The organism is Actinacidiphila sp. bgisy144 (assembly GCF_057708105.1).
The window spans coordinates 126,727-150,998 of sequence record NZ_JBYIRM010000003.1 but is presented as its reverse complement, the minus strand read 5'-3'; the positions used below and the strand labels follow the sequence as shown (position 1 = coordinate 150,998).

21 protein-coding genes are annotated in these 24,272 nt (G+C 74.2%); 10 read left to right on the top strand and 11 right to left on the bottom strand.

The genetic code is table 11. The features are described 5' to 3' along the window. Positions 1-114: 114 nt before the first annotated feature. Positions 115-1,386 (top strand): MFS transporter, encoded by a 1,272-nt coding sequence (locus tag AC3EVP_RS05260; RefSeq protein ID WP_435126615.1) that lies wholly within the window; start codon positions 115-117, stop codon positions 1,384-1,386. A 42-nt stretch (positions 1,387-1,428) separates the two neighbouring features. Here the strand turns inward: AC3EVP_RS05260 and AC3EVP_RS05255 are convergent, their stop codons facing one another. The 3 genes from AC3EVP_RS05255 to AC3EVP_RS05245 form a co-directional block, all read right to left on the bottom strand. After that, a complete protein-coding gene (locus AC3EVP_RS05255; RefSeq protein WP_435126612.1) occupies positions 1,429-2,199 on the bottom strand; it encodes a TetR/AcrR family transcriptional regulator in 771 nt (256 codons plus the stop codon). Between the two features lie 122 nt (positions 2,200-2,321). After that, positions 2,322-2,585 carry a 4-oxalocrotonate tautomerase family protein gene (locus AC3EVP_RS05250; RefSeq protein WP_335983270.1) on the bottom strand — a complete coding sequence of 88 codons (264 nt, stop codon included), beginning with the start codon at positions 2,583-2,585 and terminating at the stop codon, positions 2,322-2,324. Between the two features lie 108 nt (positions 2,586-2,693). Next, the gene (locus AC3EVP_RS05245; RefSeq protein ID WP_435126608.1) at positions 2,694-3,257 is read right to left on the bottom strand and encodes a MarR family winged helix-turn-helix transcriptional regulator; all 564 of its coding nucleotides are present in this window, start codon (positions 3,255-3,257) and stop codon (positions 2,694-2,696) included. 72 nt (positions 3,258-3,329) lie between these two features. Between AC3EVP_RS05245 and AC3EVP_RS05240 the strand changes: the two genes are divergently transcribed. Further along, positions 3,330-3,971, top strand: coding sequence for an MBL fold metallo-hydrolase (locus AC3EVP_RS05240; protein WP_435126605.1), 642 nt, complete (start codon positions 3,330-3,332; stop codon positions 3,969-3,971). Positions 3,972-4,008: 37 nt separating this feature from the next. Here AC3EVP_RS05240 and AC3EVP_RS05235 read toward each other — a convergent pair whose 3' ends face one another. Both AC3EVP_RS05235 and AC3EVP_RS05230 read right to left on the bottom strand, forming a co-directional pair. Continuing rightward, entirely contained in the window at positions 4,009-4,860 is an 852-nt protein-coding gene (locus AC3EVP_RS05235; RefSeq protein ID WP_435126602.1) for an ABC transporter permease, read from the bottom strand. Continuing rightward, entirely contained in the window at positions 4,857-5,966 is a 1,110-nt protein-coding gene (locus tag AC3EVP_RS05230) for an ATP-binding cassette domain-containing protein (protein ID WP_435126599.1), read from the bottom strand. Before AC3EVP_RS05230 ends, AC3EVP_RS05235 begins: the two co-directional genes overlap by 4 nt. Before the next feature lie 75 nt (positions 5,967-6,041). Between AC3EVP_RS05230 and AC3EVP_RS05225 the strand changes: the two genes are divergently transcribed. The 6 genes from AC3EVP_RS05225 (at position 6,042) to AC3EVP_RS05200 (ending at position 15,576) form a co-directional block, all read left to right on the top strand. Then, positions 6,042-6,641, top strand: coding sequence for a TetR/AcrR family transcriptional regulator (locus AC3EVP_RS05225; protein WP_335983260.1), 600 nt, complete (start codon positions 6,042-6,044; stop codon positions 6,639-6,641). A 152-nt stretch (positions 6,642-6,793) separates the two neighbouring features. After that, positions 6,794-8,848, top strand: a complete 2,055-nt coding sequence (locus AC3EVP_RS05220) for a serine protease (protein WP_435126596.1) — start codon at positions 6,794-6,796, stop codon at positions 8,846-8,848. Beyond that, the gene (locus AC3EVP_RS05215; protein ID WP_435126593.1) at positions 8,845-11,544 is read left to right on the top strand and encodes a tetratricopeptide repeat protein; all 2,700 of its coding nucleotides are present in this window, start codon (positions 8,845-8,847) and stop codon (positions 11,542-11,544) included. The genes AC3EVP_RS05220 and AC3EVP_RS05215 overlap by 4 nt, the downstream gene beginning before the upstream one ends. A gap of 128 nt (positions 11,545-11,672) precedes the next feature. Then, positions 11,673-13,346 (top strand): VWA domain-containing protein, encoded by a 1,674-nt coding sequence (locus AC3EVP_RS05210; protein ID WP_435126590.1) that lies wholly within the window; start codon positions 11,673-11,675, stop codon positions 13,344-13,346. Beyond that, complete coding sequence (locus tag AC3EVP_RS05205; RefSeq protein ID WP_435126587.1) at positions 13,343-14,281, top strand: hypothetical protein; 939 nt, start codon at positions 13,343-13,345, stop codon at positions 14,279-14,281. The genes AC3EVP_RS05210 and AC3EVP_RS05205 overlap by 4 nt, the downstream gene beginning before the upstream one ends. After that, positions 14,278-15,576 carry an extracellular solute-binding protein gene (locus AC3EVP_RS05200; protein ID WP_435126584.1) on the top strand — a complete coding sequence of 433 codons (1,299 nt, stop codon included), beginning with the start codon at positions 14,278-14,280 and terminating at the stop codon, positions 15,574-15,576. The genes AC3EVP_RS05205 and AC3EVP_RS05200 overlap by 4 nt, the downstream gene beginning before the upstream one ends. Positions 15,577-15,583: 7 nt before the next feature. Here AC3EVP_RS05200 and AC3EVP_RS05195 read toward each other — a convergent pair whose 3' ends face one another. Both AC3EVP_RS05195 and AC3EVP_RS05190 read right to left on the bottom strand, forming a co-directional pair. Next, complete coding sequence (locus AC3EVP_RS05195) at positions 15,584-16,360, bottom strand: SDR family NAD(P)-dependent oxidoreductase (RefSeq protein ID WP_435126802.1); 777 nt, start codon at positions 16,358-16,360, stop codon at positions 15,584-15,586. A 168-nt stretch (positions 16,361-16,528) separates the two neighbouring features. Further along, complete coding sequence (locus AC3EVP_RS05190) at positions 16,529-17,518, bottom strand: esterase/lipase family protein (RefSeq protein ID WP_435126581.1); 990 nt, start codon at positions 17,516-17,518, stop codon at positions 16,529-16,531. 372 nt (positions 17,519-17,890) lie between these two features. On the opposite strand from AC3EVP_RS05190, the gene AC3EVP_RS05185 reads away from it, so the two are divergent. After that, on the top strand, positions 17,891-19,084 hold the full coding sequence (locus AC3EVP_RS05185) for a PucR-like N-terminal domain-containing protein (protein ID WP_435126579.1): 1,194 nt from the start codon (positions 17,891-17,893) through the stop codon (positions 19,082-19,084). 67 nt (positions 19,085-19,151) lie between these two features. On the opposite strand, the gene efeB is transcribed toward AC3EVP_RS05185, so the two are convergent. From efeB to efeU, 3 genes are all read right to left on the bottom strand, one after another. Then, entirely contained in the window at positions 19,152-20,465 is a 1,314-nt protein-coding gene (gene efeB, locus AC3EVP_RS05180) for an iron uptake transporter deferrochelatase/peroxidase subunit (protein ID WP_435126576.1), read from the bottom strand. Between the two features lie 3 nt (positions 20,466-20,468). Next, on the bottom strand, positions 20,469-21,644 hold the full coding sequence (efeO, locus tag AC3EVP_RS05175) for an iron uptake system protein EfeO (protein ID WP_335983238.1): 1,176 nt from the start codon (positions 21,642-21,644) through the stop codon (positions 20,469-20,471). A 149-nt stretch (positions 21,645-21,793) separates the two neighbouring features. Then, positions 21,794-22,645: an iron uptake transporter permease EfeU gene (gene efeU / locus AC3EVP_RS05170; protein ID WP_435126571.1), complete on the bottom strand. Its 852-nt coding sequence runs from the start codon at positions 22,643-22,645 to the stop codon at positions 21,794-21,796. A gap of 376 nt (positions 22,646-23,021) precedes the next feature. On the opposite strand from efeU, the gene AC3EVP_RS05165 reads away from it, so the two are divergent. Next, positions 23,022-23,687, top strand: coding sequence for an SCO2400 family protein (locus AC3EVP_RS05165; protein ID WP_435126568.1), 666 nt, complete (start codon positions 23,022-23,024; stop codon positions 23,685-23,687). A gap of 34 nt (positions 23,688-23,721) precedes the next feature. On the opposite strand, the gene AC3EVP_RS05160 is transcribed toward AC3EVP_RS05165, so the two are convergent. After that, the gene (locus tag AC3EVP_RS05160; RefSeq protein WP_335983228.1) at positions 23,722-24,144 is read right to left on the bottom strand and encodes a MarR family winged helix-turn-helix transcriptional regulator; all 423 of its coding nucleotides are present in this window, start codon (positions 24,142-24,144) and stop codon (positions 23,722-23,724) included. Between the last annotated feature and the right edge of the window lie 128 nt (positions 24,145-24,272).

The following is a 24,272-nucleotide window of genomic DNA, read 5'->3' as shown; positions in this document are numbered from 1 at the left end:
GCATGACAGATCAATCTCGACGAGAGATCGATGCTAGCGGAATCATTCGTTCGCGCTGATGGAGGTCAGCTGTCACCGTAGAGGCATCCCTCCCTACAACCGCGGAGTCCCGTCGTGCCTTCACGCGCGCCCAGCAGCGCCACCCCCTCGGCCACCACGCCAGTCACCGCCCCGAACCGTTCCGCCGGTACCCGTATCGGATCGGCATCCCACGGAGCGAGCTTCTGGCTGGTGGCCGCGGCGTTCATGATCGCGATGGCGTTCAACGCCGTACCGTCTCCGCTGTACCCCCTGTACCAGCAACGTGACGGATTCGCGACGCTGATGGTCACCGTGGTCTTCGCGGTGTTCGCCTTCGGCGTGGCCACCAGCCTGATCATGGCCGGGCACCTCTCGGACTGGATCGGACGCAAGCGCATCCTGCTGCCGGCGCTGGGGCTCGAACTGGTCACCGACATACTGTTCCTGGCCAGCCCATCGCTTTCCGTGCTGATCGTGGCCCGGCTGCTCGGCGGCCTGGGCATCGGCATGATCACCGCGACCGCGACCGCCCATCTCCACGACCTCCACCGTGCGCACCGGCCACACGCCGGACCGGATCGGTTCGAGATCGTCTCCACCGGCGCCAACCTCGGCGGGCTCGCCGTCGGCCCCCTGATCGCCGGTGCGTTGGCGCAGTACGTCGGCCACCCGCTGCGGGTGCCCTACCTCGTCTTCGGCGTCCTTCTCCTGCTCGCGATCCTCGCGGTCGCGGTCGCTCCCGAGACCGTCGAGCTGCTGACCTCCCGGCCGGCCTACCGTCCTCAGCGGGTCAGCGCCGACCACGGCGACCGCCCCGCCTACATCGCGGCTGCCGCCGCCGGGTTCGCCGCATTCGCGATCAACGGCGTCTACACCGCGCTGTCGGCAGGGTTCCTCCTCGGCGTACTGCACAGGCCCGGTCACCTGCTCGCCGGTGCGGCCGCCTGCGTCCTGATGGCCGCCGCCGTGATCGCCCAGACCGCGGCCAACCCGCTCAGCGCGAGCGTGCGTCGAGGACTGGGCCTGGGGCTCGGCGTGGCCGGACTGGTGCTGCTCGCGGTCGGCGTCCAGTCCGCCGACCTGACGATCTTCCTCGTCGCCGGAATCGTTGCCGGCGCAGGATCGGGCATCTTGACCAAGAGCGTCATCGGCGCCGTCGCGGCAATGGCCGAGCCCGGCAAACGCGGCGAAGCCATCTCGGGGCTCTTCCTGTTCTGCTACGCGGGCATGAGCCTGCCCGCCGTCGGCGTCGGCATCCTGAGCCATTACCTCGCGCTCACCACCGCGGTCTACATCTTCAGCGTCGTCCTGGTCGCGGTGCTCGCGGGTGCCGCGCTGCTGTCCTTCCGGTCCTCGCGCAGCTGACAGGGCCGTCGGCCCCGGAGCTCCATCAGAACGACAAGGCCGTCAGGGGGCGGGGTGGAGTCTGGCGAGCCAGTGGAGGAGGAGGGCGGTTTCGGTGGGGTGGAGCGCCGCGGGGGGCTGCTGCTTGAGCTGGGCCGCCAGGGCGAGAGCGGCCCGGGACGGGTCGTCGGCGGCGGAGAAGGAGCGGGGCGCCGCGGACTCGTCGAGGCAGGAGGCGAAGACGGCGTCGCGGACCCGGGTGGACAGCAGCGGGTCGGCGAAGCGCTCGGGTTGGGAAAGGATGCTGAGGGCGACCCCGACGTTGGCCGACAGGATGGTCTGCGCGGCCTCCTCGGTGGGGATCTTCACCGCGCCGACCGCCGCGCACCGCTCGAGGGTCTGCTTGAGCAACTCGAAGATGCGGTTCGCGGGTTCGGGCACTTCGGGCAGGACCGGCGAGAACATCAGCCGGTACAGCGCCCGGTTGGTCAGCGCGAAGTCGGTGTGGTCGTTCCAGCCCGCGCGCAGGTCGGCGACCGGGTCGTCGGTCGCCTCGAGCGCCTGCTTGCGGCTGATGTAGCGCTCGAAGCCGTGCGTCACGAGGGCCATGAGCAGGCCGTTCTTGTCGCCGAAGAGGCGGTACAGGATGGGCTGGGTGACCCCGACCGCCTCGCAGACCGCGCGGGTGGAGACGTCGTTGCCGGGCGAGGCGTTCAGCAGTGCCTCGGCCGCCTCGAGCATCCGGGCCCGCAGGTCGCCGGTCTTCGGCTCGCCGGTCCCCGGGGGGCCGGCCTTCGCCGCCTTCGCGGTCCTCGCGGTGGTGTCGGGTGTCATGGCGGTTCTCCGTCTCCTTTCCGTCGCGGTCCGGGGTGGGGCCCGGGTGCGGGTGCGCGCCGCCCGGGGCGGAAGGGCCAGCGTAATGGGCCCGACGGGTGCCCTTCCGCCCCGCGGTGGCGCTACTTGCGGTCGGCGGGAGCGCCGGCGCCGTCCCCGGCTTCGGCGCCGTCCCCGTCTTCGTTTCCGTTGATCATCGCCGAGGTCAGGACGGTGCCGCCGATGCCCCAGCCTCCGTCGGGGACCTCCTCCACCAGCACCATCGTGTTCTGGCGGGCGCGGTCGCCGTAGATCTCGCTGTACAGGTCGGTGACGCGGTCGACGATCAGCTGCTTCTGGGCCGGCTCGAGGGTGCCGGCGGGAACCTTGAAGTTGGCGAAGGGCATGGCGTACTCCGTGTTTTCGTTGATCTCAGGTTGGCGAGATCAACGATAACACAGCTTGTGATCGTTGATTCGGTTATCGCGTTATCGATGAAAACTAGGGTGTTCGGATCAGTCGGTACGGCCGCCGGCGTCGCGGTCCGCCTCGGGTGTGTCGAGGGCCGCCGCGACGCGGTCGAGCAGCGGCAGCGCCCGGGCCAGCGTGCGCCGCTCCTCGCGGTCGAGGCTCCCGGCGAGGGCCTGCGCGAGCGCGCCGACCCGCTGGTGCCGGTCGGCTTCGAGCGCGCGGGCGCCCGCGGCGGTGAGGGTGAGAACCTTCTTCCGGGCGTCGGCCGGGTGCGGGCCGCCGCTCACATAGCCCGCCTCGGCCAGTTCCTTGACGGTGGCGGCCATGGTCTGGTGGCGCACCCCGCGGCGGGTCGCGAGGTCGGCGGTGGTCATCGGCCCCTGCCGGTCGAGCAGGCCCAGGACGGTCGCCGGGATCGGCGCGAGCCGGTCGACCGCCCGAGTGGCGCGGACCAGCGCGCCGACGGTGCTCCGCAGGGTGGCCGCGAGCTGCTCCGCGGCGGGGTCGGGTGCCGGGTCGAGTGCCGGATCGGGTGCCGGATCGGGCGTGCGGTCGGCCGGTCGGTCCGCCGGGGAGCGGGCTGCGGGGCCTCGGGAATAGCGGGGCATGGGGCAACGCTAGCATCAATGTAGGCGACCCTGTACAGTTTCTCCTGTACGTATATGCGAGAGGACCCCCTGATGCAGCTGACCAAGCACACCCATGCCTGCGTGACCCTGGCCAAGGACGGGGCGCGGCTCGTCCTCGACCCCGGCGCGTTCAGCCCCGAGGCGGCGCAGGAGGTCGCGGCCGCCGACGCCGTCCTGATCACCCACGACCACTTCGACCACTTCGACGAGGAGCTGATCGGCAAGGCCCTGGAGTCCCGGCCCGAACTGCGGGTCTACGGTCCCGCGTCGGTGGTGGACCGGTGGTCGGCCCGCGCCGGCCAGGTCACGGCCGTCGCGGCGGGCGACGTGCTCGAAGTCGCGGGTTTCGACGTCCGCGTCTTCGGCGAACTGCACGCCGTCGTCCACCGCGACATCCCGCGCGTTGCCAACGTCGGCTACCTGGTGGACGAGGACATCTATCACCCCGGCGACGCTTACCACGTCCCGGACGCCCCGGTCGGCATCCTGCTGCTGCCCACCAGCGGGCCGTGGACCAGCCTGGCCGAATCGGTGGACTACGTCAGGGAGGTCGCCCCGCGGCGCCTGATCCAGATTCACGAGATCATGCTCAGCGAGGTCGGCCAGCAGTCGACCGCCCGGTTCATCAACCCGGAGGGGCTCACCCAGGTCGCCCTGGAGATCGTGCCGGTGGGCGACTCGGTCACGATCTGACGCCCGGCGCCCCGCGCCTCAGCGGTTCCTGGCCGTCTCAGCGGTTCCTGGCGTAGAGCCGCAGCGTGAGCGGGGCGCAGACGAGCACCAGCACGGCGGTGGCGGCGAGCGACCAGGTGACCGGCCCGGCGGCGGAGCCGGTGCCGTTCATCAGGTCGCGGGCCGCGTCGGCCAGGTGGCTGAGCGGGTTGACCCGCACGAACGCGCGCAGCCAACCCGGCATGCCCGTGGGCCGGACGAAGATGTTGCTGGCGAACGACAGCGGCATCAGCGCCGCGTTGGCGATGCTGACCACCACCGCCGGGTCTCTGACCAGCAGGGCGACCGCCGCCCACAGCAGCGACAGCGCGAGCCCGAAGGCGATGACGAGCACCACCGCGGCGAGCACCCCCGGCGCACCGCCGCCCGGCCGGTAGCCCATGGCCAGGCCCAGCCCGATGACGACGGCCGAGGCGAACACATAGCGGGCGGCGTCGCTGAACAGGCCGCCCAGGACGAACGCACCGCGCCAGACCGGCAGTCCGCGGAACCGGTCGAAGGCACCGCTGCGTACGTCCTGCGCGAGCCGCGCGCCGCCGTACATCGTCACGATGGCGATGCTCATGCTGAGCACCCCGGGCAGCAGGACCTTGAGGTAGGTGCCGGTGGAGCCGCTGATCGCGCCGCCGAAGAGATAGGTGAAGAGCACCGTGAACAGCACCGGGATGGCCGCCGCGTCCACGAGCTGCTTCGGGTCGTGCGCCAACTTGAGCACCGCGCGCCGGCCGAAGGCGGCCGAGGCGGTCAGCGCGGACGCGCGCCGGTAGGTCCGCCCCGCCGCGAGCAGGACGTCGATCGGATCGGTGGCCGAGGCGGTCGCGGTGGCGGGAGCCGGGAGCGACGGGTTCATACGGCCACCTCCTGCTGCCCCACGGTGTCCTGGCCCTCGGTGTCCTGCCCCACGGTGGGCTGGCCGGCGGCGCTCCGACCGGCACGGCGGCCGGTCAGCGCGAGGAACGCCTCGTCGAGGCTGGGCTGCCCGAACGTGAGGTCGGCGACGCCCACCCCGGCGTCGGCGAGGCGGATCATCGTGTGCCCGATCAGCCGACTCACCTCGGCGGCCGAGGGCGCGCCGCCGGCACCGTCCTGGTACTGGCCCTCCCGGAACCCCGCCGGGGCGGCCGGTGCCACGGACAAGGTGAGCGGATCGCCGCCGGACCGTACCGCCGCCCCGGCGAAGACGGCGGTCAGGATCTCCTGGGCCCGGGAGCGCTGCGCCCCGTCGAGCAGCCGCACGCGCAGCGTGCCCGCGCCGACCCGCGCCTTGAGCTGCGCGCTGGTGCCCTCCGCCACGATCCGGCCAGCGTCGATCACCGCGATCCGCTCGGCGAGCCGGTCGGCCTCTTCGAGGTACTGGGTGGTGAGCAGCACCGTGGTGCCCGCGGCGGCGATCCGGCGGACCAACTCCCAGACCTGGGTGCGGCTGCGCGGGTCGAGACCGGTGGTGGGCTCGTCGAGGAAGAGCAGTTCGGGGGTGACGAGCAGCCCGGCGGCGATGTCGAGCCGGCGGCGCATCCCGCCGGAGTAGCCGCCGACCGGCCGACCGGCCGCTTCGGTCAGTTCGAACGCGGCGAGCAGGTCGTCCGCCCGGCGCCGCCCGGCTGCGCGGGACAGGCCGTGCAGCCGGCCGAGCACCCGCAGGTTCTCGGCTCCGGTCAGGTCCTCGTCGAGCGAGGCGAACTGGCCGGTCACGGCCACCCGGGCGCGGATCGCGTCGGCGCCGGCCACCACGTCGTGGCCGAGCACGCGGGCGGTGCCGCCGGAGGGGCGGGCCAGGGTGGCGAGGATGCGGATCGTGGTGGTCTTGCCGGCTCCGTTGGGGCCGAGGAAACCGAATACCTGGCCGCGCCGGATCGTGAGGTCGATGCCGTCCAACGCCCGGTGGCCGCCGTAGGACTTGACCAGGCCGCGCGCTTCGACCGCTGGGCGGCCGCTGTCCCCGTTATTCTTTGACATGCCGTAAGAGTTCGACAATTCTTACGGTCTGTCAAGGTTTCGGTGGGGCGGAACCGGCCGTATATCGTCGTCGGCATGGCCGACCCGCACGCCCCGCACGACACCGCGACGCCGCCCCGCAGGCGCCGGTCCGACGCCCGGCGCAGCATCGACGCCATCCTGGACGCGACCCGGGTGGTGCTCGGCGAGCGGCCGGACGCGAGCATGGAGGACATCGCGGCCCGGGCCGGGGTCACCCGTCAGACCGTCTACGCGCACTTCCCGTCGCGGGACGTCCTGACCGCCGCGCTCGTCGAGGTCGCCGCCGCGGAGTACAACTCCCTGCTCGACGCGGCCGATCTGGACACCGCACCGCCCGTTACGGCGCTGACCCGCTTCTTGGACGCCGGGTGGCGGTTCCTGGAGCGCTACCCCCTGCTGACGCACGCCGCCGCGGCCCGGGTGCCGCGCCCCGCCCCGGACCCGCACGACTACGTGCCGCCGCGCCTGGCCAAGCTGATCCGGCGCGGCCAGTACGCCGGGGACTTCGACGCCGGGCTGCCCGCGGCCTGGCTGGCCGCCGCGATCCTCGGCCTCCAGCACACCGCGATGGAGGAGGCGGCGGCGGGCCGGCTCACCGGCGCCGAGGCGGAGGAGCTGTGCACGGCCACCGCGCTTCGGATGTGCGGCGCCTGACCCTGCCGACGCCGACCCGGCCCGTCCGACCCGGCCCGTCCGACCGGGCCGCAGGGCGGAGGTCCGGTCCGGCGGGCGAAGGTCGGACCCGGCGGGTGAAGGTCCGGTCCGACGGGCGGACATGATGGGCCGTCAGGCGTAGAGTGCCGGGTATGGAAGCCGAAGGGGGAGTCGGCGGCCGGGGCTCCGAGGAGGCGCCGCCGTGGGCGGTGCGCGTCCGGAGGAGCGACGGGACGATCGCGGGGTCCGGGGTGCTGGTCGCCCCCGAGTGGGTGCTGACACATGCCGGAGCCGTCGTCGAAGGGGAGTACGTCACCGCGGAGTTCGCCGCGCCGCGCGTCACGTCCCGGCGGGCGGTGGCCGAACACGTCTGTGCCGCCGGTGCGGGCGGGGTAGCGCTGCTGCGGCTGCACCGACCGGGCCCGGCGGGCGCCGCGAGCGCGCCGCACCGGCTGTCCGTGCCGCGCCGCCGGGTGCGGATCTACGGCTTCCCGGCCGCGGACGGCGCCGGGCGGTGGCTGGCCGCGGAGACCGGCGCGGTGGCGGTGGGCGCCGACGGGCGGGTCCGGTTGGCGCCGGCGGAGCGGTTCGACGCGGGCTTCGGCGGCGCGGGGGCCGTGGACGCCGTCACCGGTCAGATCGTCGGAGTGGTGCTGCCCGGGGAGGCCGGGGCCGACCGCGCGGGACCGTGTCTGAGCCCGGCGGAGACCGTCGCCGGCCACCTGCCGCGCGCGGCCGACTGGACCAGGGGCTGGCCGGCGGTCGACGAACGCTTACGGGTCGGCGGACCGGCACCGGGTGGGCATGTCGCGGACGGCGACGACCCGGGCGGGCCCGAACCGGCCGCGTACGAGCCGCAGTTCGCGGCCCGCCTGGCGCAGTGGTTCGTCGGTGACCCGCGGGGCGAGCGGCACCCCGACCACCACGCCGACCGGGCCGGGCGCGGGGCGCGTACGCCCGCCGGTCCGCCCGCAGCGCCGCACCACCGGGTCCGCACCGCCCGCCGCCCCGGCGACGGCCGCCAGGTCAAGATCAGCCGGGTCCGTGCCGAGGACCTGCTCCGCGCGGCCACCCTCCGCCGCGCACTCCTGCTCGCCGACCGCGAACGGTCCGGCCCGGCCGGCGCGTCCGCCCCCGGTCCGGTCAAAGGCGCCTGGGCCAACGGCAGTCCGGCCGCTCAGGCCGCCGCGCCGGTTGCCACTCCGGTCACCGCCCCCGCCCGAGGACCCGTCCGCGGACCCGCCACCGAACCCGCCACCGCCCCCGGCTTCCTCGACCTCGCCCTGGACGCGACCGGCCGCGGCACCCGCTGGGTCGCCGAGCGTGTCGCCGACCGGCTCGGCGTACTCCCGGAGGGCCTGGAGGAGTTCGGCGGGACAGGCTACGACGCCACCGTCGAGCGCATCCTCGCCGCGCCCGCCACCCTCACCCTCGTGGTGGTCGGGGTGGACGAGGCGGCCGACCCCGACACGCTGCTCGGCCTGCTCGACCGGCTGCGCCTGCACGGCGTCCGCATGCTGCTGGTCTTCCGCCACGACGGTGCCTGCATCGCCCGCGCGCAGAGCCAGTTGGTGATCGAGCCGGCGCAGGAGCGGCAGGCGCGGCTGGTGGAGGCGCTGACCGAGATCACCGGCACGCTCGCCGACGCCCTGCACGAGCGGATGGCGGTGGTGCGCGCCGACTGCGACCGCGCACTGGACGCCCTGGTCAGGGCCTACGCGGTGCGGGCCGCGATGGCCGGCGCGCTCGGCGTGGCCACGGGCCGCGGCGAACACCCGGACCTGGGCCGGTTCGAGCGGGTCGCGGCGCGGGCCGAACGGCACCTGCGGGAAGCCGTCGAACGCCTCGACCCGCTCATCGAGCGGCGTGCGGAGCTGATCGGCCGCCTCGACTCCTACCAGGTGCTCCATCAACAGGCGGTGGACAGCGAGGACCTGGCCGCCGAGGACCGCTACGGGGCGGCGCGCGACCTGCTGCACGCCAGGCCCTGCGACCTGGTGGCCGCGGAGGCCGCGGTCCGCGAGTACACGGACTTCATCGACCGGCTGGGCGGGCACCACCCGCCCCCGGACGACGCCCCGCCGACGGACACACGGCCGACGGACACACGGCCCCCGGACGACGACCCGCCCCCGAACGACGATGCGCCGATGGACAGACCGCCGACGGAGGGACCGGACCAGGAGGGAGGCGAGCCGCGCCCGTGACCGAACGGCCCGTACGCTGCCCGCGTCCCGGATGCGACGGCACCTTGATGTCCACCGGCTACTGCGACGTCTGCTCCCGCAAGCCGCACAGCGCCGGCCACTCCTCCTCCGTGCCCTTCGGCGCGTCCGTCTCCACGTCCGTGCCGCCCCCCACACCAGTGCCCGCGGCTGCCGTTGAGCGCGCGGGCGACGTTCCCGACGCCGAGTCGGGCCGGACCGACAGCATCCGCAGCCGGGTCCGCCGCCAGCTCGCCCAGCGGCGCGGCACCGAGCACCGGCAGGAACCGCAGCAGGAGCGGGACCGCGAGCGCGACCGCAGCCGTGGCCGCGCCGCCGCCGGGGGGAGCGCCGGGCCGCCCGCAGAGGAAGCTGCCAGGGAGGCCGTCCGCCCGCACCTGGCGCCCGCTCCCGCCGTCCCCAACCCCGACACCCTCGACAGCGACGGCCTCGTCCCGCTGCCGGACATCCCCGCGCCGCCGCTCGCCAGCATCGCCCGCGAGCCCAGCCCGCCGCCGGTCGGCGGCCGGCCGTGCGGCGTCCCGGAGTGCCCGGGCACCATCGGCCTGGCCTACGACGGCGGGCCGCCGCCCGACCACGGCTACTGCCCCGAGTGCGGCACCCCGTACTCCTTCCGCCCGCAGCTGCGGGTCGGCGACGAGATCGGCGAGGCGAGCCGGCAGACGTACCGCGTGCTCGGCTACCTGACCCCGGGCGGCACCAGCTGGGTGTACCTCGCCGAGGACACCGAGCTGGCCGGGCTGCGGGTGGTGCTCAAGGCGCAGATCAACAACAGCGACGCGATCGCCCGCCGCCGCGCGGTCGAGGAGATGCGCTCGCTCGCCTCGCTGCACCACCGGGACGTGGTCGGCGTCATCTCCTCGCGCAAGCACCTCGCCCCCGGCGAGACCGAACCGACCGACTACATCGTGATGGAGTACGTCGCCGGTCGCCCGCTGAACCTGCTGCTGACCTCCCCGCCCGACGAGCTGACCGAGCTGTTCGGCGAACCGTTCGCGCTGGACCACGTGGTCACGTACGGCTGCAAGATCCTCGGCGCCCTGGAGTACCTGCACGACCAGGGGCTGCTGTACTGCGACATGAAGCCCGCGAACGTCATCCACTACGGCCGGCAGATCAAGTTGATCGACCTCGGTGCGGTGCGCCGCAAGGACGACCGCAGGACCCGGCTGTCGTACACCCGCAAGTACGCGCCGCGGGCACGGGAGTTGAGCAGCCGCGGCTTCCACGTCGACAGCGACCTGTTCACCGTCGGGCGCACCCTGCGCGAGCTGTACGAGAAGGCGGTGCCGGCCGCGGGGCTGGCCGAGCGCTCCTTCGACCGGCTGATCGCCCGCGCCACCCATGACGACCCGGCCGCCCGCTTCACCTCGGCGGCGCAGATGTCCCGGCAGCTGTGGGAGGTGCTGCGGGAGCACCGCGCGCTCAACCGGCATGAGCGGCACCCCGAGCGCTCCACCCGCTTCGAGCCGGCCGCGGTGCCCTTCGGCGCGGCGCTCGGCGAGGCCCCCGGCACCGGCTACTGGACCGGCCGGGCCGAGCACCAGGTGGGCGCCGCACCGCAGTTGGAGTTCGGTGCGCCCGAACCCCAGGACGTGGCACGGGCGTTGCCCGCGCCGATCCCGGACCCCGACGACGGCGCCGTGGTCTTCCTCGGCCGGCTGGGCAAGGCGGTGCCCGAGCGCGTCGCCGAACGGGTGCTGAACGACCCGCCGTTGCGGACCGTCGAGGTCGCGCTGTGGCTGTGCCGCGGCTTCCTGTGGCGCGGCGGCGAACCGGCGCTCGGCGAGGCGGCGGTGTGGCTCGGCGAGGCGGAACGGCTGCTGGGCCCGGACGTCGGGGCGTACGACTGGCGGCTGGCCTGGCACCGCGGACTGGGCGAGCTGATGGCCGGCCGGGTGCGTTCCGCCCAGGGCTACTTCGAGGCGGTCTACGACATCGTGCCCGGCGAGTGGGCACCCAAGCTCGCGCTCGGCTACTGCGCGGAGCGGCTGGGCAACGCCGAGGAGGACGTCCGCCAGTACTACGAAGCGGTCTGGGAGCGGGACCGCGCGCAGGTCAGCGCGGCCTTCGGGCTGGCCCGCGGCCACCTGCGGGCCGGCCGGCGCAATGCCGCGGTCCAGGTGCTGGGCCAGGTGCCGTCCACCTCGCGGCACTACGACTCCGCGCGGGTGGCGATGATCCGGGTGCTCGCCGGGCGGCTGCCGGGTGCCGACCCCACCGCGGCCGACCTGCGCGACGCCGCCGAGCGGACGGCCGAGCAGCCCCCGGGCGCGGCCCGGGACCGGCTCGTCGCGGAGGTGCGGGAGCAGGAGTACGCGCGGCGGCGCGGGGCGGCCGGCGGGCGGGTCCCCGAACCGCCGCGCGCCGCCGCCCCGGACCCGGACGACGGCCCCGCCACGGCCGCGGGCTTCCTGCGGTGGCTGCGCGGGCTGCCGGGCCGCCTGCCCGTCCCCGGCCGGCGGGCGGCGGCCCCGGTGCCCGACGAGACCTGGCTCGACCGGACCTTCCCCGCGCTGCCGCCCGGCCCGCTCTTCGCGGGCGCGGCCAGCGGACGCGACCTTGCCGTGCTGCTCCACGCGTCGCTGCACGGTCTGGCCGAGCAGGGGCGCGACGCGACCGAGCACGGCGCCCTCCTCGACCGCGCGTACGCCGTCCGGCCGGAGAGCAGGTTCTGACGCCCGCCGGCGAGCGGGCGTACGCACCCGGCTCGACGTCCCCTCGACCTTGAACGACCGAACGACCTGAACGACCTGAACGACCCGACGTACGGACCGATGCAAACGGTGAGGAGCGGCAGGCAGCAGTGGACACGCACGGGAGCACGAGCGGGCGCGCGGGCCGGGACGGCGACGGCGGCGCCGTCCCGGCCGGTCCGCGCCGTACGGAACGAGTCCCCGGCCGGCAAGGGGACCCGCCGCAGGACCAGGTCCCGGGCGCGGGGGCGGGGGCGGGTGCGGGGGCGGCCAACCCCAGCGTCGAACTCACCGTCAGCCAGCGCACGTACCTCGCCGCCGAGGCCGGCCCGCAGGACCTGCACGCCATCCTGACCGTAGCGGTCCGCGGCCTCCCCGACACCGCCGCCGGCCCCGTCGGTGCGCACCCCGGCCCGCACCCCGGCCCGCACAGCGGCCCCCGCTCCGGGCCCGGCTCCGGTCTCGCCGAAGTCCTCGTCGTGGACTGCTCGGCCTCGATGAACCACCCGGAGCGGAAGATGCACGCCGCCCGGCAGGCCGCGGTCGCCGCGCTGCGGGCGCTGCCGGACGGCACGCCCTTCGCGGTGGTCCGCGGCACCCAGTTCGCGGCGACCGTCTACCCGCCGTCCGGCCCGATGCGCCCGGCGTCGGCGCGGGCGAGGGCGGAGGCGACGCGGGCGGTCTACGCGATGCAGCCCACCGGCGGCACCTGCGTCGGCAACTGGCTCGACCTGGCCGGCACCCTGCTCGCCGAGCAGGCCGCCCCGATCCCGCACGTACTGATGCTCACCGACGGCAAGAACGAGCACGACGACCACAACCCGCTCGCCGGGGTGCTCGACACCTGGGAGGGCCGCTTCCTGTGCGACGCCTGGGGTATCGGCAGAGACTGGGACGCGCGGGTGCTGATCGACGTCACCCGGCGGCTGCACGGCAGCGCCGACGCGGTGCACGAGGAGTCCGAACTGCCCGCGGCCTACACCGCCTTGGTCGCCGACCTGCTGGCCAGGCCGCTGCCGGAGCTGGAGATCAGGGTGACGCCATCCCCCGGCGCGACGCTGCGCTGGCTGCGCCAGACCTTCCCCCATGAACTCGCCCTGCCACAGCGGCAGATGGGGACCGCCGTCGCCTTCACCACCCGGGCCTGGGGCAACCAGGTGCGCAGGTTCCAGCTCTGCCTGACCGTGGACCCGGCCGGGCGCGCGCTGGACGAGGACCTCCAGGCGGCGGCGGTGGCGGTGGCGCTGCCCGCCGGCCCCGAACGGTACGGCAGGGCCGCGCAGGTGGCGCTGCCGCCGGCCGTCGCCTGCGAGGTGCGCTGGACCGCCGATCCGGTGCTGGCCGCCGCCGAGAACGAGGAGGACGAGCACTTCGAGAAGTACCGGCGGCTCGGCGAGACCGCCGCGCAGGCCGCGGAGGCGTTCCGGCTGGACCGGGACGACGAGGTCCTCCGGCTGCTCGGCGTCGCGGTGGCCCTCGCCCACGAGCTGGGCGCCCAGCGCCAACTGGCCGAACTCCAGCGGATCGTGGAGATCCGCGACCCGGCCGCCGGGCATGTGGTGCTGCGCAAGGGCGTCACCGCGGACGCGTTCGAGCACCTGGTCACCGCCAGCACCCACACCACCCACGGCCCGACCACGGACGGCCTGCCGCCGGGAGCGGTGCCGGTGGTGCCGGTGGCGGGTCTGGTGGACTGCGCGCAGTGCCGGGCCCCGATGCCGTCCAATGCCAGGTTCTGCCCGAAGTGCCGGCATCCGCACGTGCCCGGGGCCGGCGCGCGATGAGCGCCACGTCCCGCGAACTGTGGTACCGGCTCTGGCTGCTGGCGGGGCTGACGGCCCTGACCACCCTGGCGCTGTTGGGCTCCTACACCGGGGTGCACGACGGCGCGGTGCCGCTCGCGTCCTCGACCGCTCCGGGCGTGCTCGACGTGGACACCGCGAAGGACGCGCTGCTGAGTGCCGCGTCCGACGCCAAGGTGGACGCCGCCTCGGACGCGGCGGGCACGAGCAGCTTCTCCACGCAGATCGCCGTCGCCAACCAGATCCTCACCTCCGCAGCCGCCGAGGACGTCACCGGGGCGACCGGGCGGCTGGCGCTGAAGACGGCGACCGGCCTGATCTCGGCGTACTCGTACTGGATCGGGCTGGCCGGGCAGGTCCCGGCGGGCTCGGCGCTGCACGCCGGCTACATGCAGGACGCGGCCGAGGTGCTGGGCGCGTCCGGGGACCCGGTGGACGGCCCGTCGCTGATGAGCCGGCTCAACAAGCTGCAGGCGGAGCAGGTGAAGGTGGTGCGCCACCAGGCGTCGTTCGGCCGGCTGCTGGCGGCGGGCTGGCTGCTGTCTGGGCTGCTGGTCGCGGCGCTGGCGGTCGCGCTGGTGGAGGCGCACCACTACCACCGGACCCGGTTCCGGCGCCGGTGGAACCGTCAACTGGCCGCGGCGGGCGTGCTGCTGGCCGGCGGGGCGGCGGTCCTGGGGGTCTTCACCTGGCAGACCCACAGCGGTCTGTACCACGCCCGGCGGCTGCTGGAACGGCAGCACTCGGGCGCGAACATCAGCACCGCCGGGGCGGACGTCGCCCGGCGGATGGCGGACACCGGCTTCCGCGCCGCGGCGGCCGGCTGGATAGTGGCCGGGGGAGTGGTGCTGATGGTGCTGGTCGTGTGGGCGCTGGTGCCGCGGATCAGCGAGTACCGGGGCAAGGTGTCCCGGTGAGGCGGCCGCGCGGGCGCACGCTGGGCGCCGTCGCCCTGTGCCTGGCGGTGGTGGCGGCGCTCGGTGTGGTGGTCGCCCGGGCCGTCGCCGACGGCGGCTCGGTGACGCTGCTGGCGAACTGGAGCGGCGCGGACGAGACGCTCTTCCGGACCGCCGTGATCCAGCCGTTCGAGAAGGAGGAGCACATCCATGTGCTCTACCAGGGCAGTTCGGCCGAGAGCCAGGTGCTCGACGGCGACGCCGAGGCCGGGGCGCCGCCCGACGTCGCGGTGCTGCCCGGCCCCGGTGAACTCGCCGCCTACGCCCACGAAGGCCAGATCCAGCCGCTGGACGGCCTGTTCGACGCCAAGGACTTCAACGCCCCCTGGACGGCGAAGGTCGACGGCCCCGCGGGCGCCGGCGCGCACTACTACTGGCTGCCGATCAAGACCGACCTGAAGAGCGCCGTGTGGTACCCGAAGGGTACCTCCGACGCGCAGCTCGCCGCCGCCGCGGCCGACCCCGGCTCCTGGTGCCTGGGGATGGTCTCGGGCGCCACCTCCGGCTGGCCGGCCACCGACTGGATCGAGGACATCCTGCTCCAGCAGGCCGGTCCCGGCGCCTACCAGCAGTGGGCCACCGGCACGCTGCCGTGGACCGACCCCCGGGTCGAGCGCGCCTGGCGGACCTGGGGCGCCATGGTCGGCGCCGGGAAGGACACCTATGTCCGGCCCGCGCTGACCCGTGCCTACGGCGCCGTCTCCCGCACCGCGGTGAACGGCCGCGCCGCGTGCACCCTGGAACACCAGGCGTCGTTCATCCGGGCCGACAAAGGATGGCGGACCAGTGCCCAACTCACCGGGTCCGACGCGCAGTTCAAGCACTCCACGGACTTCGTCCCCGGTCCGCACACCACGCAGGACGCCTGGGAGGTCTCGGGCGACCTCGCCGCGATGTTCCACGACACCCCGCAGGCCGAGAAGCTGATCCGCTACCTGGCCCGCGACGACGTGCAGGCGAGGTGGAGCCTGGCGCAGTCCGCGTTCTCCGCCGACCACCAGGTGAAGCAGTCCGTCTACGCCACCGACGCCGTCACCCTCGCCGCAGCCAGGGCCCTGGACGCGACCGGCACCGTACGCTGCTACGACGCCTCCGACGCGATGCCCGCGGCGATGCGCGACGCCTTCCAACTGGCCGCGCTGCGCTACCTGGCCGATCCGTCCACGCTGGCACACCAGTTGACGACCCTGGACGCGGTCCGGCAGCGCAAACACGCGGTGTGGCTGCCGGACGTGTGCAGCAAGGACGGCGGTTGACGCGGCGTCACAGCAGGGTGCCGCCCGACGCCTCGACGCGCTGGCCGTTGATCCAGCCGGTGTGCTCGGCGAGCAGCGACGCCACGACCCCGCCGATGTCCTCCGCCACGCCCACCCGGCCCAGCGCGGTCTCCGCGCCGAGGTGCGCGCGCAGCGCCTCGTCGTCGCGCAGATAGCCGCCGCCGAAGTCGGTCGCGATCGGCCCGGGGGCCACGGTGTTCGCGGTGATCCCGCGGCGGCCCAGCTCCAGGGCCAGGTAGCGGGTGAAGACCTCCACCGCGCCCTTCGTCATGGCGTAGGCGGCCATGCCCGGGCGGCTGAAGCGGGCCAGGCCCGAGGAGGTGTTGATGATCCGGCCGCCGTCGGCGATCAGCGGCAGCAGCGCCTGGGTCAGGAAGAACACCCCGCGCACGTGCACCGCGAACAGCGCGTCGAAGTCCTCGGCCGTGGTGTCCTCGATGGTGGCCGCGGTGCCCTGCCCGGCGTTGTTGACGAGGTAGTCGAAGGTGTCCCGGCCCCAGGTGTCCTTCAGGGCGCGCCGCACCTCCGCGACGAACGCCGGGAAGTCCTCGGTGCGGCCGGTGTCCAGTCGCAGCGCGTACGCGGTGCGGCCGAGCGCGGCGATCTCGTCGACGACGGCCTGCGCCTCCTCCGCGTGCGAGCGGTAGGTGATGATCGAGTCGACGCCCTCCGCGGCGAGCCGCAGCGCGGTGCTGCGGCCCAGCCCGCGGTTGGCGCCGGTGATCAGCGCGACACGGTCGCGGGACGGGGTCTGCTGGGTCATGGTGGTCAGCTCCTGGGTGACGGCGGCGGCCGTACCGTTCGTACGGCCCGTGGTGCCCGCCTGCACCGACCAGCCTGCTCGGGTGCGCCGAGCGGATGAAGGCCCGGCCGAACCAGGGATTCCCGATCCCTGGCTGCGGCCGGGCCCGTGGAGCGCCTGGCGGGGTCCTTACGTCAGCGGCCCGGTCACCGGCAGCACCACTTCGCACGGCACGGCCCGCGGGTGCGCCGGGTCGAGCGCGTTGAGCACGTCGGTCAGCGCGATCGGGTCGTACGCGATCTCCAGGTGGTCGCTGGCGTCCAGCCCGCACTGGTCCTGCACCGTGATGTTCCTGACGTTCGACGCGGCGGGCAGCAGCGCGTTGGTGTACGGCGTGACCACCTCGTCGCCGGTGGTGGTGATCACCGTGTACGTCACGCCCGGCACGGTCTCACCGCCGCTGTTGAGCGCGGTCAGGAAGTCCGAGCCCACCTCCTGCTCGACGCAGGCCGCGCACGCCGGGCCGACCACGAACTGGTTGGCCGGGTCCAGCAGCCCGAGCTGCCTGCCGAGTTCGGTGATGCCGTCCAGGGTGGTGCCGTTGTTGCTGGGGGACAGCGCGATCAGCTTGTCGGTCTTCGCGGCGCCGCCCAGGTACTTCAGGTAGTAGCGCGGCATCATGCCGCCCTGGGAGTGCCCCACCAGGTCCACCTTGCCCGCGCCGGTCGCCGCCAGCACCTGGTCGACGAACGCGGAGAGCTTGGCGGCGCCGTCCTCGGCCGGCCCGGTGCCCTGGATGTCGTCGGTCGCCTGCGAGCCGCCGTAGTTGAAGGCGAAGACGCAGTAGCCGTTGTTCGCCAGCAGCGGCGAGGCGCCGCCCCAGTTGTCGTTCATGTTCTCGAGCGTGCCGTGCACCAGCACCACCGGGTACGGGTGCGCCGAACTCGGCTTGCAGGACCAGTTGTTGGCACCGGCGGGCGCCACCGTCGGACTGCCGAAGCCGCTGAGGAAGCCGGTGCTGAAGTGGTAGTTGACCGGCAGTTGGCCCGAGGCGGCGGCGCTGGAAGCGGCGGAGCTGCCGGCCGGCGCGGCGGACGCGACGCCGGCCTGGGTGGCCGCCAGCGCCAGACCGAGCGCGGCCGCGGCCGTCGCACAGCCGCGCAGGAGGGTGCGTTTCATGTGGGGGTACCGTTCCCTTGTTCGAGAATAGGAATTCCGATGGTGCGGCGTGCGGTGATGCTAGGAAGTGTGCTCGGGCCCGGTCAACGGGGCCGGCGGAACGTCCGGAAAAGCACGTGCCGAGGTGCCAGGAAAGCCCCCGGCGGTAATCCGGAACTGTCATCGCCGGCAGAAGAACGACCTTCCCTGTCACACCTGTTGACTCACCGGTAACATCGCCGCATACTCCCGAGTGGGCCACCGGCGCCGGGACCCGGCCGTCGCCGCGCCGCGAACCCGCCTGGTCGCGGCGGGACCAGCGCGGGAACCGGTGGCGGGACCAGCAGCGCGACCGGCCGCGCCGCCCGGCCGCACGGCGGACGGAGGCCACCGGTGGACGGACAACGGACGCGTTTCCCACCGCAGTTCGCCGCGGCGGCCGCAAAAGAGCGGACCTCGCTCGCCGCCGAGATCATCGGCGAGATACGGCGCCAGGTACCCGAATTCGCCCGCCCGCTCGCCGGGAATTTCGGCGCCGGAATCCAGCAGGGCGTGGAGAGCGCCCTGCTGGAATTCGCCGGGCAGCTCGCCGCGGGCCGGGCCGGCGGCGCCTTCAGCGAGGACCGGCTGCGGGTGCACCGGGCCCTGGGCCGCGGCGAGTTGGCCGAGGGCCGCAGCCTCGACGCGCTCCAGGCCGCCTACCGGCTCGGCGGGCGCGTCGCCTGGCGGCGCTACGCCCGGGTGGGCCGCCGCTCCGGCCTCGGCACCGACCAGCTGGTGGTGCTCGCCGAGGCGATCTTCGCCTGCCTCGACGAACTCGCCTCCGCGGCCGTACGCGGCTACACCGAGGCCAAGGCCGACGAGGCGGGCACCCTCGGCCGCCGCCGCCACCGGCTGCTCGACCTGCTGGCCACCGGCGCGCCGCCCGACGCCGTACGGGAGGCGGCCGCCACCGCGGACTGGCCGATGCCGGCCGCGGTGGCCTGCGTGGCGCTGGGACCGGCCGCACCGGACCCGGCCCGCGGCCGCGCCCGGCTGCCGGACCTGGTGCTCGCCGACACTGACGGCCGCCGGCCGTACCTGCTCGTGCCCGAACCCGCGCTCTACCTGCGCGACGGGCAGGTGCAGCGGGTGCTGCACGCCCGGCCCGCGGTGATCGGGCCGACCGTGCCGACCTCGCTGGCCGCCGACTCCCTGCGCTGGGCCCGGGCGATCCTGGAGTGCTTACCGGAGGGGCCGCTCGGCGGCCCGGTGGACTGCGACCGCTGCCTGCCGGAGCTGATGCTGCTCGGCGACCCGGCGCTGGTCCGGCTGATCGCCGACCGGCGGCTGCGCCCGCTGGACGCGCTGACCCCCAAGCGCGGTGAGCGGCTCGCCGAGACACTGCTGGCCTGGCTCCAGACCAACCGCGGCAGCGCCCCCGACGTCGCCGCGCGGCTGGGCATCCACCCGCAGACCGCCCGCCGCCGGCTGCACCAGGTGCAGCACCTGTTCGGGCCCGCGCTCGCCGACGCCGACGCCCGCTTCGAACTCGAAGTCGCCCTGCGCGGGCGGGTGCTGGCCCACCGCCCGCCGACCAGCCGCTGACCGCACGGCTGTTGGGCCGCCCCGGCCGGACCGCCCCGCCGTACCGCCCCGCCGGACCGGCGCGCCCTCAGCCGAAGAGCTGCCCGCCCCAGTCCTGCCCGGCCGCCAGCCCCGGCGGTGCCATGAACACCCCGCTGCCGACGTGCTGGATGTACTCGTTGAGCGCGTCGTGCACCCCGAGGATGCGCTGGAGGGTGATGAACTGCTCCGGGCTCTTCATGAACGCCACGAAGAACAGCCCGCCCATCAGGTCACCGGTTTCCGGGTCGATCCCGTCGGTGTAGGAGTAGCCGCGGCGCAGGATGCGCAGCCCGTTGTTGTTCTCGTGGGCGGCCAGCCGGATGTGCGCGTCGGCCGGAATGACGTACTGGCCACCGGACTTGGCGTGGAAGTCGGGGGTGTCGAACTCGGTCTTCCCGGTCAGCGGCGCCCCGCTGGACTTGAAGCGGCCGAACACGTCCTGCTGGTCGCCCAGCCGGTCCCGGTCCCACTGCTCCATCCGCATCCGGATCTTCCGGCTGACCAGGTACGACCCGCCGCGTGCCCAGCGCTGCGGCTCCTCGTCGCCGATCCACACGTGCTGGGCCATCATCGACGCGTCGGTGCCGTCGATGTTGCGGGTGCCGTCCTTGAAGCCCAGCAGGTTGCGCGGGGTGGCCTGCTGGGGCGAGGTGGACGAGGTGCGGCCGAAGCCGAGTTCCATCCAGCGCGGCGCGAGCGTGCCGAACGCGAGGCGGCGCAGGTTGCGTACCGCGTGGAAGGCGACCTGCGGGTCGTCCGCGCACGCCTGCACGCACAGGTCGCCGCCGGAGCCCGCCGGGTCGAGGTTGTCCTTGGGCAGCTGCGGCAGCGCCTTGAGCGCCGAGGGGCGGCGCGCGGCGAGCCCGAAGCGGCCGTCGAAGAGCGAGGGGCCGTAGCCGACGGTGATGGTGAGGTTGCCCGGGGCCAGGCCCGTCGCCTCACCGGTGTCGTCCGGCGGGGTGTTGAGGTCTCCGGCGTCCCCGGGCACCGGCTTGCCGAGCGTCATCGCCTCGGCGGCGGCCGTCCACGTGCTGAGCAGGTCGGCCAGGTCGGCGCGGGTCGCGCCGGACACCGCGTCGAAGGTGGCGAAGCAGAGCCGGTCCTGCGCCGGGGTGGAGATGCCGGCCTGGTGGCTGTCGCGGAAGGCGACGACCTGGCGGCCCGCGGCGCCGCCGGAGCCGTCGTCGGCCGAGCCGGAGGAGCCGCCGCGGGCCAGTACGGTGCCGCCCACGCCGACGGCGGCACCGGCCACCGCCGCCCCGGCGCCGACCGCGCCCAGCAGGCGGCGCCGGCTCACGGCGGCCGGCTCGGGCCGCCGCTCGTCGGGTCCGGGGGTGATGTCCGGGGTGCTGTCGGTCACGGGTCAGGCGATCTTTCCGGCGATCTTGGAGACGGACTCCGCGTAGGCGTCCACGGTCTGGGACAGCGTACGCCGCTGGGCGGCGGTGACCTTCTGGTAGTCCACGTAGCCGCTGTCCTCGTAGCCGGGCGTGGCGGCGTACTTCTTCAGGGCGGCCGCGGTGGCCTGGTACCGCTGGGTGAGCTCGGTGGCCAGCGCCGGGTCCTTCTGCTTCAGCGTCGGCATCAGCACGTCGACCGCCTCGTTGGCGCCGGCGAGGTTGCCGTCGAAGTCGAGCAGGTCGATGTGCGAGTAGCGCTCCTCCTCGCCGGTGATCTTCGAGGACTGGATCTCGTTGACCAGGTCGGTGGCGCCGTTGGCGATCACCGCGGGCTGGTACTCGACCGTCGGCACCTGGGCGTTGAGCTGCTTGACGTCGGTGTTGAGCTGGTCGGCGAGCTTGCCCATGCCGGACAGCGACTTCTGCTGCCAGATCGCCTGCTCCAGGCGGTGGAAGCCGGTGAAGTCCGCGGGCGTGGCGGCGTCGTCGGCGCGGCCGTCGATCCGGCCGTCGAGGTCGCCCCAGATCTCCGCGGTCGGCTCGATCCGCTCGTAGTGGATGCGGGCCTTGCCGTAGAGGGTCTTCGCCTCGTCGAGCTTGCCGGCCTTGACGGCGGCGGTGAACGCGGCGGTGGTGGTGACGAGCTGCTTGACCTCGCCGTCGATCCAGGTGCCGTACTGCTGGGTGGCGGCGACCAGCTGCGGGTCGTCCTTCCAGGTCTTCTTGACCGCGCCGGTGACGGTGAAGGCCGAGCGGTTGGTGTCGGCGCCGGGGCAGTACATGGAGTACGTGCCCTTGTCGAGGTTGAGGGTGAAGTCGCCGGACAGGCCCGGGGTCAGGTTCTCCTTCTCGCCGAGCATCTTGCCGCCGTCCTGGAGCTCGGCCTCGGTGACCTTCGCGGAGTTCTTGTTGGTGATGGTGAACTTCACGGTGCCGGCCGGGGCCTTGGCGGGGCTGGGCGCGCAGCCCTTGTCGGTGACGGTGACGGTGACCTTGGTCGTCTTCGCGCCCGCTGCCTTCGCGTCGGTGCCGGCGGCGCCCTTGTCCTTGTCGCCGCCGCAGGCGGTCAGCAGCAGGCCCGCGGCGATCACGGTCGCGGCGCAGGCCAGGACTCGGCGGTGGGTGGCAGCGGGGTTCACGGTGGCTCCTTGGTGAGGCCGGGCAGGGCGCGGCGGAAGACGGGTCGGGCGGTGCGGGGCGGGTGCGGGCGCGCCGAAGGGCGCCAGGCGCGTGTACGGGCGGGCCGGCGGCGGCCCGAACGGGTCCCCGGCCTGCGGCGGTTGCGGCCTCAGCGGGCCTGTACGGGCTCGGTCTTCGGCTGGTGCGGGGCGGCGGCCTTCTTGCGGCGGGCCGGCCACAGGACGACCGCGAGCATCGGGACGGTGTAGACCAGCCAGCCGATCACCATCGCCCAGCTCGGGAACGGCTGGATGCCGAGCACCCCGGTGACCACGGACGAGGTCGGCGTGCCGGGCCGGACCAGCCAGGACAGGTCGAACGCCTGGTCGTTGCGGGCGATCCAGCCGCCCTCGTACGCGGTCATGATCGCGGTGGAGACCAGCCCGGCGGCGACCAGGATCAGCACGATGCCGGTGATCCGGAAGAAGCGGGAGAGGTTGATCCGGACCCCGCCGCGGTAGATGCCGTAGCCGACCGCCGCCGCGACGACGATGCCGAGGATGGCGCCGGTGCCGCCGTACCAGGGGTTGTTGCTCTCGTTGAACGTCGCGAGCAGGAACACCGACGTCTCGAACCCCTCGCGCAGCACCGCGAGGAAGGCCATCAGCACCAGCGCGGACGCCGAGCCCTCCGACAGCGCGCGGCCGGCCGCGCCCTCCAGGTCCTTGCGCAGGTCGCGCGAGTGGCGGCGCATCCACAGCACCATGTAGCTGACCATGACCACGGCGATCGCGCCGACCACGGTCTCCAACTGCTCCTGCTGGCGGGTCGGCAGGTCGCTGGAGAAGATCTGGAGCGCGACGGCGACCGCGACGCAGATCGCCACCGCGATGCCGACGCCCAGCCACACCTTGCGCAGCGCGTCGCGCCGGCCCTGCTGGCCGAGGAAGGACGCGATGATGCCCACGATGAGGGCCGCTTCGAGACCTTCGCGAAGTCCGATCACGAACGTGGGGAGCATAGAGGTCCTTCTCGGTGCCGGCGCGGGGCCGGGCTCGGGCGGAAACGAATCTGCGGACGGGTGGGACGAAAGCTGGGAGGACGCTGAGAAGACGCTGGGAGCGCTCCGGTCCAGCTTAGGTAAGCCTAATTAGAAGGAGTCGGCGGGGTGCCCGTCAAGCCGTAGGTGCCCGCAATCCCCGGCAAAACGGGCCTGGCGCGGTGTGACTTGCCCGTGCCTTGACGCTTTCTTTACGCGCCCGCCGCGGGACTCGCCGCCGGGCCCGTCCCGGGTTGCGCCGGAGCCCTGTTCCGAGCGGAGTTTCCGGGCAAAGCCGTGGCAAGCGGATGGCGAGGGTTCCCTCTCGCCTCAGCCGTCCCCTAGTGTCCCTTCCGCCATGGACTACTGCTATGCGTGCCGGCGGCATCTCAACGGCGCCTACTCGTGCCCGGGATGCGGGGCCCCGGCCGACGGGCTCCTGCCGCCCGCGGTGGGGGAGACCGCCCAGCTGCCCGCGCTCGGCGCCGAGGACGACGGCCCCGCCGGCGACGGCCCGCGCACCGGCGGGCGCGCCGCGCGCCGGCTCGCCGAACGCGGCCGGGCGGCGCGCCGCGCCCGGCGCGGACGCCAGCGCGCCACGGTCTACGGCATCGGCGCGATCGCCGTGGTGGGCGCCGCGGCGATGCTCTCGGTGGCCGCGCTGTCCGGCGGCTCCGGCAGCGACGGCACGCCCGCGGGTCCGGTCGACCAGAACCCGCCCGCCCCCACCTCCGGCGACGCCTCGCCCGAGGCCACCGGCCCGGAGCAGCCCGCGCCGAGCGGCACCCCGCACACGTCCTCCTCCGCCTCGGCCGGCGGCTCGCCCACGGCGTCCGGTACGGCGTCGCCCACCGCCACGCCCGGCCGCACCTCGACCAGCCAGGCGCCGCCGGTGACCGGCACGATCAGCGCCAAGCCCACCAGCCACAGCCCGACGGCCACGACCACGAGCCCGCCGGCCACCTCGGCCACCCCGTCCCCGTCGCAGACGACCTGCAACCAGGTCCTGTGGTGGTGCAACTGACCGGCCGGGCGCGGCGACCCGCGCCCGCCCGGCCTCAGCCGAGCATCCGGGCGAGCAGGTCCCGCAGGGTGCCGCGCTCCGCGGCCGACAGCGCCGCCAGCCGCTCGCGGCCGAACTCCAGGGAGTCCGCCAACTCTTCGGCCACCGCGTGCCCCCGGTCGGTGGCCGCGGCGAGCTTCACCCGGCGGTCGGCCGGGTCGGGGCGCCGCTCGGCCAGGCCGTGCGCCTCCAACCGGTCCACGATGCCGGTGACGTTGGACGGCTCGCACCCCAACCGGTCGGCGATGCCGCGCATCGGCAGCGGCCCGGCGGACAGCAGCGCCAGCACGCGGGCCTGCGTGCCGGTCAGGCGGTGCCCGGCCGCGGCCGCGCTGTACTCCTGGTGGTACTGCGAGACGACCGTGCCGATCAGCTCGACGACTTCGGCGGTCAGCGGGTCCGTGCGGCGGCGGGTCATGCAGGGAGGGTAGCGGTTTCCTTGACAAGCTGAAATATCAAGGACATCGTTCATCAGGCAGCAGAACCTCACTGGCGCCCCCGTGCGCACGCCCGTCCCACGCGTGCGCACACCACCGTTCCGCAGGA

Coding starts and splice junctions, on each gene's coding strand:
- AC3EVP_RS05255 (WP_435126612.1), bottom strand. CDS start 2,199: ATGACACCCGACACCACCGCGAGGACCGCGAAGGCGGCGAAGGCCGGC.
- AC3EVP_RS05250 (WP_335983270.1), bottom strand. CDS start 2,585: ATGCCCTTCGCCAACTTCAAGGTTCCCGCCGGCACCCTCGAGCCGGCC.
- AC3EVP_RS05245 (WP_435126608.1), bottom strand. CDS start 3,257: ATGCCCCGCTATTCCCGAGGCCCCGCAGCCCGCTCCCCGGCGGACCGA.
- AC3EVP_RS05240 (WP_435126605.1), top strand. CDS start 3,330: ATGCAGCTGACCAAGCACACCCATGCCTGCGTGACCCTGGCCAAGGAC.
- AC3EVP_RS05235 (WP_435126602.1), bottom strand. CDS start 4,860: ATGAACCCGTCGCTCCCGGCTCCCGCCACCGCGACCGCCTCGGCCACC.
- AC3EVP_RS05230 (WP_435126599.1), bottom strand. CDS start 5,966: ATGTCAAAGAATAACGGGGACAGCGGCCGCCCAGCGGTCGAAGCGCGC.
- AC3EVP_RS05225 (WP_335983260.1), top strand. CDS start 6,042: ATGGCCGACCCGCACGCCCCGCACGACACCGCGACGCCGCCCCGCAGG.
- AC3EVP_RS05220 (WP_435126596.1), top strand. CDS start 6,794: ATGGAAGCCGAAGGGGGAGTCGGCGGCCGGGGCTCCGAGGAGGCGCCG.
- AC3EVP_RS05205 (WP_435126587.1), top strand. CDS start 13,343: ATGAGCGCCACGTCCCGCGAACTGTGGTACCGGCTCTGGCTGCTGGCG.
- AC3EVP_RS05195 (WP_435126802.1), bottom strand. CDS start 16,360: ATGACCCAGCAGACCCCGTCCCGCGACCGTGTCGCGCTGATCACCGGC.
- AC3EVP_RS05190 (WP_435126581.1), bottom strand. CDS start 17,518: ATGAAACGCACCCTCCTGCGCGGCTGTGCGACGGCCGCGGCCGCGCTC.
- efeU (WP_435126571.1), bottom strand. CDS start 22,645: ATGCTCCCCACGTTCGTGATCGGACTTCGCGAAGGTCTCGAAGCGGCC.
- AC3EVP_RS05165 (WP_435126568.1), top strand. CDS start 23,022: ATGGACTACTGCTATGCGTGCCGGCGGCATCTCAACGGCGCCTACTCG.
- AC3EVP_RS05160 (WP_335983228.1), bottom strand. CDS start 24,144: ATGACCCGCCGCCGCACGGACCCGCTGACCGCCGAAGTCGTCGAGCTG.